This window comes from Collinsella sp. CLA-ER-H11 (assembly GCF_040092445.1).
Taxonomy (GTDB): Bacteria; Actinomycetota; Coriobacteriia; order Coriobacteriales; family Coriobacteriaceae; genus Collinsella.
In genome coordinates, this window is the sequence record NZ_JBBNLN010000006.1 from 1 (window position 1) to 17,168 (window position 17,168).

The 17,168-nt window shown below is 62.6% G+C and carries 20 protein-coding genes; 19 read left to right on the forward strand and 1 reads right to left on the reverse strand.

Annotation, left to right across the window (positions count from 1 at the left end; genetic code table 11):
- The 17 genes from AAAX35_RS05580 to hisE form a co-directional block, all read left to right on the forward strand.
- On the forward strand, positions 1-430 hold a 430-nt coding region (locus AAAX35_RS05580), incomplete at its 5' end, for a PTS system mannose/fructose/sorbose family transporter subunit IID (protein WP_349116992.1).
- 91 nt (positions 431-521) lie between these two features.
- On the forward strand, positions 522-1,736 hold the full coding sequence (locus tag AAAX35_RS05585; protein WP_349116993.1) for an MFS transporter: 1,215 nt from the start codon (positions 522-524) through the stop codon (positions 1,734-1,736).
- A gap of 170 nt (positions 1,737-1,906) precedes the next feature.
- Positions 1,907-2,968: an SIS domain-containing protein gene (locus AAAX35_RS05590; protein WP_349116994.1), complete on the forward strand. Its 1,062-nt coding sequence runs from the start codon at positions 1,907-1,909 to the stop codon at positions 2,966-2,968.
- A gap of 95 nt (positions 2,969-3,063) precedes the next feature.
- Positions 3,064-3,480 (forward strand): PTS fructose transporter subunit IIA, encoded by a 417-nt coding sequence (locus AAAX35_RS05595; RefSeq protein WP_349116995.1) that lies wholly within the window; start codon positions 3,064-3,066, stop codon positions 3,478-3,480.
- 17 nt (positions 3,481-3,497) lie between these two features.
- Positions 3,498-3,968, forward strand: coding sequence for a PTS sugar transporter subunit IIB (locus tag AAAX35_RS05600; RefSeq protein WP_099432278.1), 471 nt, complete (start codon positions 3,498-3,500; stop codon positions 3,966-3,968).
- 8 nt (positions 3,969-3,976) lie between these two features.
- Positions 3,977-4,768 (forward strand): PTS sugar transporter subunit IIC, encoded by a 792-nt coding sequence (locus AAAX35_RS05605; protein WP_349116996.1) that lies wholly within the window; start codon positions 3,977-3,979, stop codon positions 4,766-4,768.
- The gene (locus AAAX35_RS05610; RefSeq protein WP_117564887.1) at positions 4,758-5,594 is read left to right on the forward strand and encodes a PTS system mannose/fructose/sorbose family transporter subunit IID; all 837 of its coding nucleotides are present in this window, start codon (positions 4,758-4,760) and stop codon (positions 5,592-5,594) included. The genes AAAX35_RS05605 and AAAX35_RS05610 overlap by 11 nt, the downstream gene beginning before the upstream one ends.
- A gap of 83 nt (positions 5,595-5,677) precedes the next feature.
- Positions 5,678-6,514: a sugar phosphate isomerase/epimerase gene (locus tag AAAX35_RS05615; RefSeq protein ID WP_349116997.1), complete on the forward strand. Its 837-nt coding sequence runs from the start codon at positions 5,678-5,680 to the stop codon at positions 6,512-6,514.
- A 169-nt stretch (positions 6,515-6,683) separates the two neighbouring features.
- The gene (gene hisG / locus AAAX35_RS05620) at positions 6,684-8,399 is read left to right on the forward strand and encodes an ATP phosphoribosyltransferase (protein WP_349116998.1); all 1,716 of its coding nucleotides are present in this window, start codon (positions 6,684-6,686) and stop codon (positions 8,397-8,399) included.
- Between the two features lie 104 nt (positions 8,400-8,503).
- The gene (gene hisD / locus AAAX35_RS05625; RefSeq protein ID WP_349116999.1) at positions 8,504-9,940 is read left to right on the forward strand and encodes a histidinol dehydrogenase; all 1,437 of its coding nucleotides are present in this window, start codon (positions 8,504-8,506) and stop codon (positions 9,938-9,940) included.
- A gap of 1 nt (position 9,941) precedes the next feature.
- The gene (gene hisC / locus AAAX35_RS05630) at positions 9,942-11,057 is read left to right on the forward strand and encodes a histidinol-phosphate transaminase (RefSeq protein ID WP_349117000.1); all 1,116 of its coding nucleotides are present in this window, start codon (positions 9,942-9,944) and stop codon (positions 11,055-11,057) included.
- Complete coding sequence (gene hisB, locus AAAX35_RS05635; protein ID WP_195919704.1) at positions 11,058-11,645, forward strand: imidazoleglycerol-phosphate dehydratase HisB; 588 nt, start codon at positions 11,058-11,060, stop codon at positions 11,643-11,645.
- Between the two features lie 81 nt (positions 11,646-11,726).
- Complete coding sequence (locus AAAX35_RS05640; protein WP_349117002.1) at positions 11,727-12,428, forward strand: imidazole glycerol phosphate synthase subunit HisH; 702 nt, start codon at positions 11,727-11,729, stop codon at positions 12,426-12,428.
- Positions 12,425-13,168 carry a HisA/HisF-related TIM barrel protein gene (locus AAAX35_RS05645; protein WP_349117003.1) on the forward strand — a complete coding sequence of 248 codons (744 nt, stop codon included), beginning with the start codon at positions 12,425-12,427 and terminating at the stop codon, positions 13,166-13,168. The genes AAAX35_RS05640 and AAAX35_RS05645 overlap by 4 nt, the downstream gene beginning before the upstream one ends.
- Before the next feature lie 3 nt (positions 13,169-13,171).
- The gene (gene hisF, locus AAAX35_RS05650; protein ID WP_349117004.1) at positions 13,172-13,954 is read left to right on the forward strand and encodes an imidazole glycerol phosphate synthase subunit HisF; all 783 of its coding nucleotides are present in this window, start codon (positions 13,172-13,174) and stop codon (positions 13,952-13,954) included.
- Complete coding sequence (gene hisI / locus AAAX35_RS05655) at positions 13,955-14,284, forward strand: phosphoribosyl-AMP cyclohydrolase (protein ID WP_349117005.1); 330 nt, start codon at positions 13,955-13,957, stop codon at positions 14,282-14,284.
- 46 nt (positions 14,285-14,330) lie between these two features.
- Complete coding sequence (gene hisE, locus AAAX35_RS05660) at positions 14,331-14,648, forward strand: phosphoribosyl-ATP diphosphatase (RefSeq protein ID WP_349117006.1); 318 nt, start codon at positions 14,331-14,333, stop codon at positions 14,646-14,648.
- A gap of 320 nt (positions 14,649-14,968) precedes the next feature.
- Here the strand turns inward: hisE and AAAX35_RS05665 are convergent, their stop codons facing one another.
- A complete protein-coding gene (locus AAAX35_RS05665; RefSeq protein WP_349117007.1) occupies positions 14,969-15,880 on the reverse strand; it encodes a PHP domain-containing protein in 912 nt (303 codons plus the stop codon).
- A 193-nt stretch (positions 15,881-16,073) separates the two neighbouring features.
- Here AAAX35_RS05665 and larC point away from each other — a divergent pair, with 193 nt between their 5' ends.
- Positions 16,074-16,559: a nickel insertion protein gene (gene larC, locus AAAX35_RS05670; protein ID WP_349117009.1), complete on the forward strand. Its 486-nt coding sequence runs from the start codon at positions 16,074-16,076 to the stop codon at positions 16,557-16,559.
- 58 nt (positions 16,560-16,617) lie between these two features.
- On the forward strand, positions 16,618-17,166 hold the full coding sequence (gene yfcE / locus AAAX35_RS05675; RefSeq protein ID WP_349117011.1) for a phosphodiesterase: 549 nt from the start codon (positions 16,618-16,620) through the stop codon (positions 17,164-17,166).
- The last annotated feature ends 2 nt before the right edge of the window (positions 17,167-17,168 follow it).

Consider the following 17,168-nt stretch of genomic DNA (forward strand, 5'->3'; position numbering starts at 1 on the left):
CATCAGCCTGTGCCAGGCCGGCAACCCCTTCGGCCCCATCGCCTTCCTGCTCATCTACAACGTCCCCGGCTTCGCGCTGCGCATCTGGGGCGCCGTCAAGGGCTACGAGCTGGGCGTGGGCTTCCTGGACGAGGCCCAGAGGACCGGCCTCATGCAGAAGATCATGACCTGCGTGGGAATCGTGGGCGTCATGGTCGTGGGCGCCATGTGCAAGGACATGTTCTGGGCCAGCATCCCGGTGGCCATCGGCTCGGGCGAGGACGCCCAGACCCTCCAGGACATCCTGGACGGCATCATGCCCGGCATGCTCGGCATGATCGCCTTCTGGCTGTACTACTGGCTGCTGTCCAAGAAGATCAACCCCATGGTGCTGATCGTGGCCACCATGGTCGTGGGCATCATCGGCGCGTTCTTCGGCGTGCTGGCGTAAGGGCCCGGCTGCATAGATTTTCGTTGCAACCTGGAAAGGGGATGGAGCAGGCCTATGCTCTCCATCCCCTTTTTGTATAGAAGGAGTTCGTATGTTCGCGAAGGGTCGCGAAGCAATGCGCCTGACGCCGGCAGAGGTCAGGCTGATTCTTATTGAGTCCCTGCAGTGGTGCGCCAACAACGCGGTCTACTTTTTGGGGCTTATCGGTGCGGCCACGTATGATCTGGCCGGCACGGCCTTTTTGGTTGCCGCCATTACGCTCGCGCGCAATCTTATGACGTCGGTGGGCAATATGGTGTCGGGCTCGGTCATCGATCGCTTTGGACCGCGCCGGACGTCGTTTGTGACGTGCGTGATTACGGCAGTGCTATCGCTTGGCGTGGGGTTAGCGCCGTTGTCTGTCCCCGGGCTTGTGTTTGCCGCGTGCGTCTTGGGACTTGCGGGCGGCTTTATCAACACCTGCACGCATGCGTTTCCGGGATACCTGGAGTCGACCACCGAGGGTCGTACCCGCGTGAACGGCCTCATGGTGTTCTACAGCAATATCGCCTATACCGCTGGCCCGCTGCTCGGTGGTGCCATCGTGAGCTGTTTTGCCACGCAATCGGTCTATCTGCTCATGGCGGGCATGATGGGTGTGGCGGCCGTGCTCTCCTTGGGCTGTCACGAGTGTGCTGCTCCCGCAAAAGGGGAGAAGCCGAAGGGCGGTATTCTGGGCGGTATGGCCGAGGGTGCGCGACTCACGTTTCGCGACCACGATCTGCGCCTCATCTTTATCTCGGGCTTTTTGGGTTTCTTTGCGTTTGGCGCGTTCGATTCGCTGGAGTCGTTGTTCTACCGCGATGTGCTCAACGTGGATATCGTCTGGCTGGGCTGGCTGTCCTCGGTCGTGGGCCTCACTTCCTCGGTGGGCGCGTTCATCCTGACCAAGCTTTCTGCTCGCCATGTCAACCTGCGATTGCTGCTCGGCGCGCTCATGGCCGTGGGCATTGGGTCCATGGTGTACGTGGGCACCGATATGCTGGGGGTCGCGATTATCGGTCAGGCGATTAACGGTCTGGCCTGGGGGTTCCTGGAGCCGCTGCAGATGATCTTGATTCAGGAGCGCGCCGACATCAAATACCTGGGGCGCATTACCGGCTTTGTGCGTTTTGGCCTGATGAGCGCCGGCGTGGTGCCGCTGCTGGCGGCTCCGTTTTTGGCGGAGGCTTTGGGCGTCCAGACGGTACTGTTTGGAGCATCGACCATTATTGCGCTGGTAGGAACGCTGTTCTTTGTCACACAAGGGAGACGCCGGGGGCGTTAGCTATACATCAAATTCTAATTTAATACCACTCACCAGAGAATTTCGACCGTTCACCGAGGATTGGAACAGATTGAAAAGTGGTATTAAAAACACGTTGGGTGTATGTCTATAATTGGTATCGAAAAGAAACGCGATGTATAGATTCGCGTGCAGGACAGAAAGGAAAAGCCATGAAGGAAACCGAGAAGATCGAGATCATGCACTTTAGCCAGGAGGGCTATCTCGAGGACGGCAAGGCGCTCTACGAGACCGGCAAGAAGATGACCGCGCTCGCCGACAAGGTCGCCGACGAGGGCTACGACGCCGTGTTCCTGATGGGCGTCGGCGGCACCTGGGACGAGCTCATGCAGCTCGAGTACCTCATGAACAAGTTCGGCGACCGCGACCTCGAGGTCTACCTGATCCACGCCGCCGAGTGGAACGCCATGGGCCACAAGCGCATGACCGAGAAGTCCGTCGTGATCACCGCCTCCGAGTCCGGCACCACCCCCGAGGTCCTCGAGGCCGTCAAGAAGATGAAGGAAAAGGGCATTCGCGTCTACGCCATGACCAAGCCCGAGGGCCCCATCGGCCAGGCTGTGGGTGCCGAGAACTGCGTCGCCATGGCTTCTGACCATGGTTCGGGCGGCTGCGAGATGGGCTACTACCTCGCCGACTGCTTCGGCCTGCGCCTGCTCAACCGCCGTGGCTGCTTCCCGCAGTTCGATAAGTTTATTGAGCAGACCAAGGATGTTTGGACCCACCTGGTCGACATCCGCAAGAGCTTCGAGCCGCGCGCCGAGGAGCTCGCCAAGAAGTACGCCCTGGCCCCCTACACCATGTTCATCGGCTCCGGCGCCCTGTGGGGCGAGACCATTCTGTTCTCGATGTGCATCCTCGAGGAGATGCAGTGGAAGCGCACCCGCTACATCACCTCGGCCGACTTCTTCCACGGCACCCTCGAGCTCGTGGAGCCCGGCGTCCCCGTGTTCCTGTTCATGGGCGAGGACGAGAACCGCAAGCTCGACGAGCGCGTCCGCGCGTTCCTGACCCGCGGCGTGACCGGCGACACCGACATCAACATCATCGACACCGCCGAGTTCGCGATCCCCGGCCTTGACGACGAGTTCCGCGTCATCGTGTCTCCGTGGATCCTCTCCTCGCTGATCACCGATCGCCTTGCCGCTTACTACGAGACGGTCACCAAGCACAACCTCAACTACCGTCGTTACTATCACCAGTTCGACTACTAATCGGTGACAAATAAGCTACTGATCAAGAAGCACCCTGCCCGGGCGCATGCGTCCGGGCATTTTTATGCCGAAATTCGCAAGAAAAGGGGAATCGAATGAGACAGTTTATCGTTGCATCCCATGCTCATTTTGCGTCCGGAATCGTCGAGAGCATTGGACTGCTTTCCGGCGAGCGCGAAAACGTCCATGCGCTGTCTATGTATGTCGACGGAAACGAGGACCTGGCCAAGGAGGCTACGGCGGTTCTCGATGGGTTTGCTGCGGACGACGAAGTTGTCGTGTGCACCGACCTCTTTGGCGGCAGCGTCAACAATGAGTTCACCAAGATCGTCCAGACGCGCCCCAACACGCACCTGGTGACCAATATGAACCTGCCGCTCCTTATTCAGCTGCTGTTCGTGCCCGACTCCACCCCAATTGATGAGGCCATTCGCCAGATCGTCGAGGCGGACGACACCAAGGTCAAGTACGTCAACGACCTGCTGGGGCAGGCCGAACTCGATGAGTTTTAATCGCTAGGGAGCACATCATGATTCAGATGATTCGTGTAGATTATCGACTGCTGCACGGCCAGGTTGCCGTTAGCTGGACCTCGGCTCTGGGTGCCGACTGCATCCTGTTGGTGAGCGACACGGTCCTCAATGACAAGCTTCGTCTGCAGGCCCTGTCCCTTGCAAAGCCCGAAGGATGCAAGGTCGTCGTCAAAAACACCGAGGATGCCGTCAAGGCGCTCCAGAGCGGTGTGACCGATAAGTACAAGCTTTTCGTGGTTTGCGAGACGATCCAGCAGGCCGGTGCCGTCGCCAAGGCGATGGGCGTCAAGAAGATTAACCTCGGCAATGTTGCCTTTAGCGAGGACGCCCGCCAGGTCTCGACGAGCGTGTTCCTTACGCCCGAGAACGAGGCCTACGTGAAGGAGCTGCTCGGCGAGGGCTATGAGCTGTTCATTCAGATGATTCCGGCAGATGCGAAGACTGACGCCGCGAAGGTCATCGGTTAGGGGACATCATGGTTATCAAGACAATCCTGATTTTCCTGATCGCCCTTTTGGGTTATTCCGAGTGGCTGACGGGCACGAGCTACCTCCAGCGCCCGATCGTGCTCGGACCTCTGGTTGGCCTTGTCATGGGCGACATGGTGACCGGCACGGTCATGGGCGCCACGATGGAGCTTGCCATGGTCGGCGCCATCTCGGTCGGTGCGTATAACCCGCCCGATACGATTTCCGGAACCATTCTGGGTGTGTCGCTTGCCATGCAGGCCGGCGCGGACGCTTCGGCGGCCCTGACCTTGGGCATTCCCATCGCAACGATCGTCCTGGCGCTCGATACCGCCCTGGGCCAGCCGGTGATGCTACTGCTGGTGCACCGTATCGACAAAAACGTCGAGGACGGGGACACCAAGGCCATCACGCGCAACATGCTCATCGCCGGTTACGCGCAGAGCTGGTGCGGCCTGCTGATTATTCCCTTGGCATTCTTCTTTGGCGCCGATGCCGTTGCCAGCCTGCTCAACATCATCCCCGATTTCGTTCAGACCGGCATGGATGTCGCCGCCGCCTTCTTGCCCGCACTCGGCTTTGCGATGCTGGCTCAGATGATCATGAACAAAACGGTGGCTCCGTTCTTCTTCGCTGGCTTCTTCCTCGTCGCCTACTTTGGCATTAGCACGACGGGCGTGGCGATCTTTGCCGCGATCATCGTCGTCGCGATGACGGTTTTGGGTGATAAGAAAAAAGCGGAGCAGCCCGCAGTGGCAACCGAGGATCCTGCGATTGGGAGTGGGTTCGATGAGTTTTAAGTTTGAGTCTTCTTACGACGGGCTGATTTCCCGCGCAGACCTTAAGAAGCTGTTCTGGCGCTCGATTCCCTATGAGCATTCCTGGAACTACGAGCGTATGGGCCATATTGGCTTTATGTGGGCCCTTATGCCGATCCTTCGAAAGCTGTATCCGCAGGATGCGGACTTTAAGGCCGCCCTTAAGCGCCATATGGAGCTCTATAACGTCACGCCGTACATCTCGACACTCCCCATGTCCATCGCCGCTGCAATGGAGGAGGTCAACGCTACTGACGATAGCTTTGACACGAGCGCGATCTCTAATGTCAAGCTTGCTTTGATGGGACCGCTGTCCGGCGTGGGCGATGCCTTCTACTGGGGCACGCTGCGAATTTTGGCAACGGGTGTCGGCACGTCGCTGGCGCTGCAGGGCTCCATTCTTGGCCCGATTTTGTTCCTGCTCGTGTTCAACGTCCCTCACTACATCATCCGTTACCTGCTGACGTTTGTGGGATATCGCTTTGGCTCGGACATGATCAGCAAGGTCCAGGAATCGGGCATTATGGACACGATCGTCAAGATGGCCTCTATCATGGGCGCCATGGTGATCGGTGCTATGACCATGGAGATGGTCACCGTGGACATTCCGCTCATGGTCGGCGCGGGCGATGGTGCTCAGACGCTGGCCGAGCTGCTCAACGGAATCTTCCCGGGCTTTGTCACGATGGGGCTGTTTGGAATCGTCTATCTCATGCTCAAGAAGAAGATGAATCCTCTGCTTATCATGCTCGTGATCCTGCTCGTGAGTATCGCTGGTGCGTTCTTTGGAGTGCTTGGTGTCCAGTAGAGTATCCGTCATAATGAGAACAATGTAAGAGGGGGCGTCGCGCACACTGTGCTGCGGCGCCCTTTTGCCGAAAGGTGGACAAGATGGAGTATCCGCAGCTTGCCGTCATGAATATCAGCCATCGTTATTTTGACCTTGAGGAATTCTTTTCTTCGGCAGCGGCCTCGGGCTATACGTGTTGCGAGCTTTGGACCGGGGCGATGCATCTGTATGTCGATTGCCATGGATACGATTCGCTCGGGCAGGTGCGGGAGCTGTCGCAGCGGTATGGGGTTCGGATTGTGGGGCTTTGTCCCGAACAGAACAACCCCAAGCCGTGGAATATCGCGGCGCGCGGGAATGAGGCGCGTGCTCGCACGCTCGCGTACTTTAAGAACGTTGTGGATATCGCGGCGGAACTTGGAGCCGAGCAGGTCATGGTCTCGAGCGGCTGGGCATTTTTGAACGAGCCGATCGAGGACGCGTGGGGTCGCAGCTCCTCGATGCTGCGTGCGATTGCCGAGCATGCGGGAGAGTGCGGCGTTCGACTGGTGCTCGAGGCCCTACAGCCGGTTGAGTCGATGATCGTGAACTCGGCGGCCGATACGAAGCGCATGATCGAGGCAGTTGATCATCCGGCACTTAAGGCGTGTCTGGATTTGGGCGCTATGGCGGTGGCGGGGGATACCATCGACGATTATTTCGATCTGCTTGGCGATGATGTCGCCCACGTGCATTTTGTCGATGTTGCGGCAGACGGCACGACGCATCTTGCCTGGGGTGACGGCGACCGCGATATGCGCGCCGACCTGGATAGGCTGGTGGCGCGCGGCTATCGCGGAGTTGTTTCGGCCGAGACCTATGACTGGCGCTATTTTGCCGACCCCGCAGCTGCCGATGCGCAGGTAATGGCAGAGTATCGTCGCGCGATTGGCGCCTAGGTGGGGTTGGGTTGCGGCAACCTATCCTATGTTTCCAAATGAATACGGTGTGAGCGGCTGCGACGGATTTTCCCCGCAAGCACTCTAGTATGCTAAAGTACCCAGAAGACCGGCGGAGCTATGCCGGTCTTCTGTTCTATACGAAACACAGCATGAGGAGGTTCACCAGATGACGGCCACACCGTGGGGATTCCGGGACATATTGCCCGAGGAGGCTCAGGCGCGCGAGGAGATTGCGCTGACGGTGAAGGGCTGCTTTAGGGATCATCATTACCTTCCGGTCGAGACGCCGCTGCTCGAGGACAAGGGCTCGCTCGAGGAGGGCGGCCGCATTGCGGACACGCCGTTTAAGCTCTTTGATGACGACGGTCGCCTGCTGGTGGTCCGTCCCGACAACACGCTGCCAATCGTTCGCCTGGTTTCGACTCGCATGCGTGCGGCCGATCTGCCGCTGCGCCTGCGCTACGAGGCGCCGGTGGTCCGCGAGTGTCAGCGCAATGCCGGTGGCTCGCGTCAGTTTACGCAACTGGGTTTTGAGCTCATCGGCGCGGGCGACACCGTGGGTGATGTCGAGATTGTCTCACTGGTTGCCGAGGCCGTGCGCAAGCTGGCACTTCCCGGTGCGCGCATTATCGCGGGCAGCGTGCGTCCGTTTAAGGAACTGCTTGCGGCGTGCGAAGATCGCGAGCTGGCTGCCGAGGCGCTGCGCTGCGTGCACGCCAACGACTTTGTGGGCCTCGATGCCCGCGTGGCGGCAAGTGCTGAGCCCGAGGCCGTCAAGGCCGCCATTAGCGAGCTGCCGCGCCTGCACGGTGGTGCCGAGGTGCTCGACCGTGTCGACGCGCTGCTGGCGGCGGCGGGCATTGTCGCGTCGCTTACGCGCGAGCTGCGCGCCCTGGTCGAGGGCCTGGCTCCCGAGGACGCCCAGGTACTGTCCTTCGACTTCTCCATCATGAACTCGTTTGATTACTACACGGGCCTGGTCTTTAAGGCCTATGCCGGCGGTCTGCCCGATCCGGTGGGTTCGGGCGGACGCTACGACTCCATCTTTACCGGTGCATTTGGCGATGGCATCGAGGTGCCGGCGGCGGGCTTCGCCTTTTCGCTCGAGCGCCTGGAGGCCGCGCACACCTCGGCCGAGGACGCTGCTTCCGATGGCGATCACGCCGCGGGCCGTGGCGCCGAGGGTCCGCTGCGCATTGCCGTGCCCAAGGGCTCGCTTAAGGCCGACACACTCGACGTGCTCGAGGCCGCGGGCTTGGATGTCTCGGAGCTGCGCGATCCCGGTCGTCACCTGATCGTGCGCGGCCGCGACACGCGTGCCGGCGAGGGTGCGGTCGGCGATATCGAGTTTGTTATCGTGCGTCCCAGCGACGCGCCCGCTTTTGTGGGTTGTGGCGGTGCCGACTGCGGCATCTGCGGTTGGGACTCACTTATCGAGGCAGACCTCAACCTGCTGCAGCTGGTCGACCTGGGCTACGGCCTGTGCACGTTTATCGAGGCGGAGCCCGCGTGGCGCGCTGGCCAGGCCGAGCGCAACTATGCCCGTCGCGGTTCTCTTCGCGTGGCCACCAAGTACCCGCGCATCGCGAGCGCTTGGTATGCCGAACGCGGTGTGAATGTCGACATCGTTTCGCTGCACGGTAACATCGAGCTGGGCCCCATTGTCGGTATGACCGACCGTATCGTGGATATCACCGCCACGGGCGCCACGCTGCGCGACAACGACCTGGTCATCACCGGTCGCATTATGGACTGCACGGCCCGCTTCTTTGTCAATCCGGGCGCCGCACGTCTGGATCCGCGCGTACGCAATCTGGCCGACCGCCTGGCGGCGGCCGTGAAGGACAAGCATTTTGAGCCCGTTGCGGGCTCGGCACAATAGCGCGAGCACGCACGGGCGCCCCAACGTCTGGGCTGCGGGCCGTTGGCGCCGCCGCCCGACCTCTCGTTTTTCGAACATAACCTCGACCGATAGGGGATACCGATATGAAGACTATTAAGCTTGCTCCCGGTGAGCGTCTCGTTACCAACCAGCTCAACCGCAAGGGCGTGCTGCCGCAAAACATCGTCGACGCCGCCCGCGATATCGTGGCCAACGTGCGTGCCAACGGCGATGCCGCGGTGCGCGATTACTGTCGGCGTTTTGACGGCGTTGAGCTGCAGAGCTTCCGTCTGCCGCAAGAGCAGATTGATGCCGCGCTCGAAGGCCTCGACCCGGCTTTTGTCGCCGCGCTCGAGAAGGCTGCGCGCCAGATTCGCGAATTCCACCAGCGCGAGGTCGAGCAGAGCTGGTTTACCACGCGTGCGGACGGCACGATGCTCGGCGTTAAGGTGACCCCGCTCGCGGCGGCCGGCATCTACGTGCCGGGCGGTCGCGCGCAGTATCCCTCCACGGTGCTCATGAATGCCATTCCCGCCAAGGTCGCCGGCGTCAAGCGCGTGGTTATGGTGACCCCGCCGCAAAAAGACGGCCTGATCAGCCCCTACACGCTCGCCGCGGCAAAGCTCGGCGGCGTGGACGAAATCTATATGGTGGGCGGCGCTCAGGCCGTGGCCGCGCTGGCGTACGGTACCGAGACCATTCCGCGCGTCGACAAAATCACCGGCCCGGGCAACGCCTTTGTCGCCGCTGCGAAACAGATTGTCTCGGGTGACGTGGGTATCGATATGGTCGCCGGTCCCTCCGAGGTCTGCGTGCTGGCCGACGCCACGGCCAAGCCCATGGTGGTCGCGGCCGACCTGATGGCCCAGGCCGAGCACGATCCACTGGCAGCCTGCTATCTGGTGACCTGCGACGAGCAGTTTGCGCGTGAGGTCGAGGCGGGTATCGACATTCTGGTGGCGCAGTCGCCGCGTGCCGAGATCACACGCGCCTCACTCGATAACGAGGGCACTATCGTGGTGGCCGCCGATATGGCTGCCGCCGTCGAGGCGGTGAACACTGTGGCGCCCGAGCACCTTGAGCTGCACTGCAAGGACGCGATGGGCCTGCTCGGCGGCATTCGCAACGCCGGCGCCATCTTTGTGGGCGCGTGGAGCTCCGAGCCGCTCGGCGATTATGTTGCCGGCCCCAATCACACGCTGCCGACCGGCGGCACGGCCATGTTCTCCAACCCGCTTTCGGTGGAGGAGTTCGTCAAGCGCTCGAGCGTCATTTGCTATACGCCCGAGGGCCTGCTCTCCGACGCTCCCGCCACGCAGCGTCTAGCCGAGGCCGAGGGCCTGTGGGCGCACGCGCTTTCGGCCGCACTGCGTCGCCGCGTGCTGGAGCAGGGCGAGGATGCCGTGAGTGCTGAGTCGCTGGCCGCGGCCGACCTGACCAAGGTCGCCTGGCCGGGTGATGCCGTGGCGACGGTCGCCGAGGGCGTGGACCTGGCGGCTGCAGGCGCGGATGGCGCTGGCGCGACCGGCGGGGAGGCCTAATATGGCCGAACTCACGCCCCGCATGAAGGAGCTCGTCCAGCCCTACTTGGCCGGCATTGAGCCCTATGATCCCAACTTTACGCCCACGCGCATTAACCTTTCGGCCAACGAGAACACCTATCCCGTGCCGGCTGGCGTGCGCGAGGCGGTCGACGTCGCCCTGGCTGCCACGCCGCTCAACCGCTATCCCGACCCCATGTCCAACGACCTGCGCGATGAGCTTGCTGCCTGGCATGGCGTGACGCGCGAGAACATCTGCGTGGGAAACGGCGGCGACGAGCTGCTCTATAACTATCTGCTGGCGTTTGGCGGCGCGGGGAGGACTCTACTCAACTGCCCACCGTGCTTTAGCGAGTACGCGTTCTTTGCGTCGCTCTGCCAGACCGAGGTGCGCGACGTGTGGCGCGACCCCGCGACCTTTGAGCTTGACCAGGCAGCTGTGCTCGCAGCGGCGCCGGCGTGCAACCTGGCGATTGTGACCTCGCCCAACAATCCCACGGGCGACGTGGCACCGCTCGACTTTGTCGCGGCCCTGTGCAATGCCTGCCCCGGCGTGGTGATGGTCGATGAGGCCTACGTTGAGTTTGCCGACGATTCGTTTGGCGCGGCCACCACTGCGCAAGGGCTTATCGCCGAGCATCCCAACCTGGTGATTCTGCATACGCTGTCCAAGGCGTTTGGCGCCGCCGGCACGCGCCTGGGTTACGTGATCGCGGCACCCGAGGTCATCGACGTGTTCGCGGCGATTCGCCAGATCTATTCGGTCAACGTGCTGAGTCAGGCAGCAGCGCTTGCCTGCGTGCGTGCGCGCGATGCGTATGCGCCCGTGGTGGCGCAAGTTACATCCGAGCGCGAGCGCGAGTTGTGCGCCCTGCGTGCAATGGCTGCCGAGGGCATGCCCGTGGAGGCATGGCCGAGCGCGGCGAATTTTGTGCTCGTGCGCACGCCGCATGCCACGCGCGTGCGCGAGCGCCTGCGCGACGAGTATTCGATTTTGGTGCGCGACTTTAGCTACGCGCCGGGGCTTGCGGACTGTCTGCGCATTACCGTGGGTACCCCGCAGGAAAACGATGAGGTGCTGGCTGCGTTTGCCGCGCTGGTGAAGGAGGAGATGTAGATGGGGCGTTATGCCGAGGTGACCCGCAAGACGGGGGAGACCGACATCGTCGTAAAGCTTGACCTTGACGGAAGCGGCGTGTGCGATATCTCGACCGGCGTGCCGTTTTTCGACCACATGCTCAACGCCTTTGGCCGCCATGGCCTGTTCGATTTGACGGTACATGCGGTAGGCGACGTTGAGGTCGACGCGCACCACACCGTCGAGGACACGGGTATTGTGCTGGGCGAGGCGTTTTGCCAAGCGCTGGGCGACAAGGCGGGCATTACGCGCTTTGCCGACGCGGCGATTGCCATGGACGAGACGCTCGTGATGGCCGCCGTGGATATCTCGGGCCGCGGGCAGGCCTATTGCGAGCTGCCCGTGCCGACCGAGCGCGTGGGCAGCTTTGATACCGAGCTGGCCGTCGAGTTCTTCTACGCCTTTGCGCGCGATGCCAAGCTCACGCTGCACGTGCGCGAGCTGGCGGGCGGCAACTCGCATCACATTATCGAGGCCGCCTTTAAGGCCGTGGGCCGCACGATGCGCCACGCCTGCGAGCTCGATCCCCGCGTGCAAGGCATCCCCAGCACCAAGGGCTCGCTGTAACCTGCCAAAAAGGCAAAAACCACCACAAAGGGGACAGGCACCTTTGTGGTGGTTTTGGATGATGAGAAGAGGAGGGGTCGCGTGGGCGAACCGAAGATCGTGGTGGTCGACTACCACAAGGGCAACTTGTCGAGCGTTGTGCGCGGGCTTGCGCGCGCCGGTGCCGCCGCCTGCACGTCGGACGATCCGGAGCAGATCCGCAATGCCGACGGCCTGGTCATCCCGGGCGTGGGCGCGTTCTATGACGCGATCGCCTTTATGCGTCGGAGCGGCGAGGAGGCGGCCGTGCTCGATGCCGTCGCCGCCGGGATTCCGCTGCTCGGCATCTGCCTGGGCCTTCAGCTGTTTTTTGAGCGCGGCAACGAGGGCGTGCCAGCGGACGAGGGCGTGGTCGCCGACGGCAGCGCCTCCGAGCAGGCTGGTGGTCCCTGGGTCGATGGCCTGGGTATTATGCGCGGTTCGTGCACGTGCTTGGAGTCGAGCCGCCTGAAGGTGCCGCACGTGGGCTGGGACCAGGTGCACATGACGTCCGCCGGTGCGGCCGATCCGCTGCTTGCCGGTTTTGCCGAGGGTGCCAACATGTATTTCACCCACAGCTATGCGGTGGCCGACGACGCCGATGCCGCCGATGTGCTGGCGCTCACGCACTATACGCGGAGCTTCCCGTGCATCGTGCGCCATGGCAGCGTGTGGGGCTGCCAGTTCCATCCCGAGAAATCCTCCGCGCTGGGTCAGCGCATCCTTAAGAACTTCGTGAGCATCGTCGAGGAGGGTGGCCGATGATCCTATTTCCCGCAATCGATCTGATCGGCGGCAAGGTCGTGCGCCTGGAGCGCGGCGACCGCAGCCGCTGCAAGGTATATTCCGACGACCCCGTGGCCGTCGCCCGCTCGTTTGCCGAGCAGGGCGCAAGCTGGGTGCACGTCGTCGACCTGTCCGCTGCCTTTGGCGAGGACGAGGACATGTGCGTTGCCAACTCAGCGGCGATTAAGGCCATCTGCGGCGTCGACGGTCTGTCCGTGGACGTGGGCGGCGGCGTCCGCTCGCTCGCGCGCATCGACGAGTTGGCCGGCTATGGTGCTCGCCGCATTGCGCTGGGCACCGTGTTGGTGACCGAGCCGGGTTTTGCCGAGGTGGCAGCCCAAGGCTTTGGCGAGCTGCTGGTGGCTGACATTGCCGCGCGCGACGGCCAGGTCAGGGTGAACGGCTGGCGCGACGGCGCGGGCGTGGCGCTCGACGATGCCGTGGCGCAGCTTTCCGAGCTGGGCTTTAAGCATCTGGTGTATACCGACATCGCGCGCGATGGCATGCAGACGGGCATCGATGTGGCGGCGTATCGCCATGTGGCCGAGGTTGCGGGTTTTCCCGTCGTGGCTTCGGGCGGTATCTCGACGCTCGACGACATCCGCGCACTGGCCGCGGTGGGTGAGGGCGCGATTGAAGGCGCCATCACCGGTCGTGCGCTCTACGAGGGCAACTTTACGCTGGTCCAGGCGCTGGCCGCCGTCCGAGGGGAAGAGTAGCCTATGCTTACCAAACGCGTGATTCCCTGCCTGGACGTCAAGGACGGCCGTGTGGTCAAGGGCGTCAACTTTGTGAGTCTGCGCGATGCGGGCGATCCGGTGGAGCTGGCGCGCGCCTACGACCGCGAGGGTGCGGACGAGGTCGTATTTTTGGACATTACCGCCACGAGCGACAACCGCGCGACGACCATCGAGATGGCGGCGCATGCTGCCGAGGAGCTGGCCATTCCCTATACCGTGGGCGGCGGCTTTCGCGACCTGGCGGGCATGCGCACCATGGTGGCTGCCGGTGCCGACAAGGTATCGCTCAACTCGGCGGCCGTGCGCGACCCGTCGCTGATCAGCCAGGCTGCCGCGGCGTTTGGCAGTCAGGCCGTGGTCGTGGCAATCGATGCCAAGCGCGTCGGTTTGCCCGGCGCATCCGGTGCCGACAAGTGGGAGATCTTTACCGCGGGAGGCCGCAACGCCACGGGTATCGACGCGGTGGCGTGGGCCGAGGAGGCGGCTCGTCGCGGCGCCGGCGAGATCCTGCTGACCAGCATGGACCGCGACGGCACCAAGGCTGGCTTTGACTTGGCGCTCACCCGTGCCGTGGCGCGCGCGGTGCCGATCCCGGTGATTGCGAGCGGCGGCGTGGGCACGCTCGAGCATTTTGCCGAGGGCGTGATCGAGGGCGAGGCCGATGCCGTGCTGGCGGCGAGTGTCTTTCACTTTGGAACCTTCAGCATTCGCCAGGTGAAGGAGTATATGGCGTCGCAGGGAATTCCCGTGAGATTGGATTTTTAAATGGAGCAAGTGACAACTGCGTCCGAGCTCAAATACGACGCCCGTGGGCTTATTCCTTGTGTGGTTCAGCAGTATGACACCGGCGAGGTGCTTATGGTCGCCTGGATGAACGAGGAGTCGGTGGGGCTGACGCTCAAGACCGGTACCACGTGGTTTTGGAGCCGCAGCCGTCAGGAGCTCTGGAACAAGGGCGCGACGAGCGGCAACATGCAGGAGGTCAAGGAGCTCTGGGCCGACTGCGATAGCGATACGCTGCTGGTCAAGGTCGACTCGCCGGGTCCGGCCTGCCATACCGGTAACCGCACCTGCTTCTTTAAGAAACTCGCGTAGGGCGGGCGCTCGGCTAAGCGCTTGGCCAACCAGAAAGGATTGAACCATGGGTGTGCGCACAGCGAATGTTCAGGATGGAAATATCGGCGATACGCTGACGGGGCTGGCCGAGGTGATTCACGACCGTCGCGACGCGTCGCCGCAGGAAAGCTATACCGCTCGCCTGTTGACCGATGTCGAGGATGAGCTGCTCAAGAAGCTTGCCGAGGAGGCGAGCGAGGTGATCATGGCCTGCAAGGATAACGACCACGATCACATTCGCTACGAGGCCGGCGACCTGGTCTACCACCTGCTCGTGACGCTCGAGCGCTACGGCATCACCCTCGACGAACTGGCCGGCGAACTCAACGCCCGCCGCCACTAGTCATTGGGTAGTCATTGGGGACGTTCTTAAACGACTAGTCGTTTGGGACAGTCTTTGCCGGCGCTGCCAAATAACATGCCCAATTACTACGATGAAACTGGAGCTGCTGACCACACGTCGGTTTTGAGCAAATCGTCAACACTTCTACCTGCGGTTTTATTTTCCGCATTAAGCCGATGGCCGGAGGTTTGCGGTTCATCGTAGTAAACGGGCGTTCTTTTTGGCGGGCGGTGTTGCACGGGCGTCGGTGGTGAGCAAAACGACCTGTTTTCCTCCGTCTCCAAGGGGTCATTTGTGAAGAGTGTCCCCAATGACTAGTCTTAGGCGAGGGGCGTGGATTCCCATTCGCCGGTGAGGTGGGGGATGTCGAAGGTTCGATAGCCACAGTCGTAGGCGTGGGCCTGGGCCTCGCGGATGTTCCAGCAGATATCGCAGGCGCGGTGCGCGTCCGAGCCAAAAGCAATCGGCACCTCGGCGTGGGCAAAGCAACGCAGCAATCCGGTCGCGGGGTAGTAATCGTCGAGCCCCTTGCGCGGCGCGGCCGTCGAGACCTCAACGCGGCGGCCCGTATCGTGCGCGCACTCGGCCATCTGCTCCCAGAATGGCGCGGGGTCAAAGTCGGGCGCAAAGCCTTCCTTCGAAAAGCGCATGACCAGGTCGGGGTGGGCCATCACGTCAAAGTTGAGCGGGCTCTCGCAAGCACGGCACCAGTCATCGACATAGCGCTCCCACACGCCGCGCACGCCCAGGTTTTCCCAAACGTGCAGGTTGGTGTCGTCGTCGATCCAGCCGCAGCGCGAATCGGGCGTATCGGGACGAGCGACGTCCTCCGTCCCCGCCGTGCCCGCAGCACCGGCCATGATATCGCCCGGATCGCCAGTCCAGTGCACACTGCCCAAGCGCACTATGGCACCCGCTGACCAGCGCTCGACCAAAGGCTCGCAGCCCTCGTACCAATCGCATTCAAAGCCATAGATAAGCTCGAGCTCCGGCGCGATCTGCGCGGCAAGCTTGCGGGCGTCCTCAAAAGCCAGACGATGTGCCGGCAGGTCGCCCTCGACAACCTGCACTTCGCAGTTGGCATCCATGCTGGCGGGTAGGGTGAGGTGGTCAGTCGAGACCATGACGCGGCAACCGGCCGCAGCAGCAGCGCGGACGTTGTCCTCAAACGAGGCGTGCCCGTCCGAGAACGAGGTGTGGGTATGGCAATCGACCAGCGGGCAAGCAGACATGGCGGCTCCTTTGCGTCAAGCGAATCCGCCCCATTGTAACGGCGCGGCCCCCGATGCGACGAGCGCGCCGGGGTGTCGGTTTCTTGCGGACAGGGAAAATCGCGCTCATCGCGCTCCGCCACATCCACGCCGCCCGCGATGTGTTAGCGTTTGGGTGAACAAAACGAGCCCGTGCGGAAAGGAGCCGGACCGTATGCCATGCGATAGCAAATCTCCGCTGTCCCGCGAGACCGATGCGCCCGAGACCATCGTCAAGCTGGAATGCGATATCGACGACGCATCGCCCGAGGTGCTCGCCTACGCCGCCGACCGCCTGCGCGAGGCTGGTGCGCGCGAGGTGCATTGGCTGCCCCTCTATTGCAAGAAAGGCCGCCCCGGCTGGCAGCTGCAGGTAATCTGCACCCACGAGGATATCGAACGCCTACAGACGATTATCTTTTTGGAAACCACGACCAATGGCATCCGCCGCCAGGTTATGGAGCGCGTTTGCCTACCACGCCGCTTTGAGCGCGTAACGACGCCATGGGGCGAGGTGTCCGTTAAAGTGGCCACCCTGCCCGACGGCAGTGAGCGCGCGGCGCCCGAGTACGAGGACTGCTCCCGCCTCGCTTGCGAGCATAACGTGCCGCTCCAGCGCGTGATGCAGGCAGCTCAGAGCGCGGCACTGCGATTTGAATAGCGCGGCCGGCGACATCCCACGCCCAGCCACATTAGCCCCATCTCGAAAGGATCTCCCCATGAAATACCTCATCGCTTCCGACATCCACGGTTCGGCATATTGGACTGAGCGCCTGGTCGCCGCCATCGAGTCCGAGCAGCCCGACCGCATCGTCCTGCTGGGCGACCTGCTCTATCACGGTCCGCGCAACGACCTGCCGCGCGACTATGCTCCCAGGCGCGTGATTCCGCTGCTCAACGCCCTGGCCGACCGCATCATCGCGGTGCGCGGCAACTGCGACGCCGAGGTCGACCAGATGGTGCTCGACTTTCCCGTTATGGCCGACTACGCCACGCTGTTCGACGAGACCGGCCGCGAGCTGTTCCTGACGCACGGCCACGTCTTTGGCGCCGGCATGCACAACAGCGTCGACCACGTGCCCGCGCTGCCCGAGGGCTCCGCGCTCGTCTACGGCCACACGCACATCAAGGTCAACGAGGAGAGCGCCGCGCACCCGGGCCTGTGGCTCTTCAACCCCGGCAGCGTGAGCATCCCCAAGGACGGCACGCACAGCTACGGCGTCTACGAGGGCGGCGCGTTCCGCCACGTGATCATGGAGGAGGACTAACC